We start from the raw sequence: 1,112 nt of genomic DNA, 5'->3' as shown, positions 1-1,112 counted from the left end.
CCTATATATACAGGCATACGGGATGCGTCCCGTAGACAAGGAATGTAGCCCGTAACTGGGCCGAACCTTAGGTGATTACCATGGTAAAGTCAATGTACGCGTTCGTCAGGGACGCATGGAAGAGACCTGACAAGTCAGAGGTTGCAGAACTCCTCTGGAACAGGATGCAGACATGGCGCCGCGAAGGCTCCGTTGTCAGAATCGAGCGCCCGACCCGTATCGACCGCGCCCGCGCCCTTGGCTACAAGGCCAAGCAGGGTATTGCGGTTGCCCGCGTGCAGGTCCGCCGCGGTGGCCGCCGGGCATCCCGGTATGTCCGCGCACGCCGGTCCGCTCAGATGGGCAAGAACAGGCTCACTGCTGGTAAGAGCATCCAGCGCATTGCCGAGGAACGCGCATCCAAGAAGTTCCCGAATATGGAAGTCCTGAACTCCTACTGGGTAGGGCAGGACGGCAAGCGGAAATACTACGAGGTCATCCTCGTTGACGGGCACCACCCCGCAATCCAGGCAGACAAGCGCCTCTCGTGGCTCGCAGACCCCGTCCACCGCGGCCGTGCCGAGCGCGGCAAGACCTTTGCCGGCCGGAAGGGCCGTGGCATGAGGACCCGCGGCAAGGGTACCGAGAAGACCCGCCCGAGCATCCGGTCCCATGCGAACCGGGGCAAGTAACCTTCTTCTTTTTTTAGCACAACGTTATTCTCATGAAGATCACCGATGCGGCAGTCTGCCCGTACCCGAACGGGGATTCATCGGTGCGCAGGCTTGCGCTGGAAGCAGAAGCGCTGGGGTTCGACAGCCTTGTTATCCCTGACACGCCCTCTGCGACCTATGGCGGCGTTGAAGTCCGGCGCGGGCTGTTCATCCAGAACGCCGGCATGAAGGATGTCACTCTGCAGGTGAAACGTGCAAACGAGCCCGGGACGGTTGTCTCGGTACGGGCTGGCGATGCAGGGTTCAACCGGGGGGTCGTGGGATTCCGCGGGGTGCACATCCTCCGCGGGGTCCATGCAGCCGAGAAGAATGCGTTCGACCACGTGACCGCAAAGATGGCAGCCGACAACCGCGTTGCCGTGGATATCGATCTCTCGTGCCTCATCTCGGCACGGGGGA

General features: G+C 61.7%; 1 protein-coding gene and 1 pseudogene. Both read left to right on the top strand.

Annotated features, from left to right (window positions below; genetic code table 11):
* Positions 1-80: 80 nt before the first annotated feature.
* Positions 81-671: a 50S ribosomal protein L15e gene (locus tag CW742_RS14565; RefSeq protein WP_292421626.1), complete on the top strand. Its 591-nt coding sequence runs from the start codon at positions 81-83 to the stop codon at positions 669-671.
* Between the two features lie 32 nt (positions 672-703).
* A pseudogene (locus CW742_RS14560) lies at positions 704-1,112 on the top strand (ribonuclease P); the annotation flags it as partial.

Origin of the sequence: Methanoregula sp. (assembly GCF_002835825.1) — an archaeon.
Lineage (GTDB): Archaea > Halobacteriota > Methanomicrobia > Methanomicrobiales > Methanospirillaceae > Methanoregula.
The sequence above is the reverse complement of the archived record's forward strand: the minus strand, read 5'-3'. Positions and strand labels throughout refer to the sequence as shown.

Excerpts from the sequence above, each read along its gene's own strand:
- CW742_RS14565 (WP_292421626.1), top strand. The coding sequence starts at position 81 with ATGGTAAAGTCAATGTACGCGTTCGTCAGGGACGCATGGAAGAGACCT.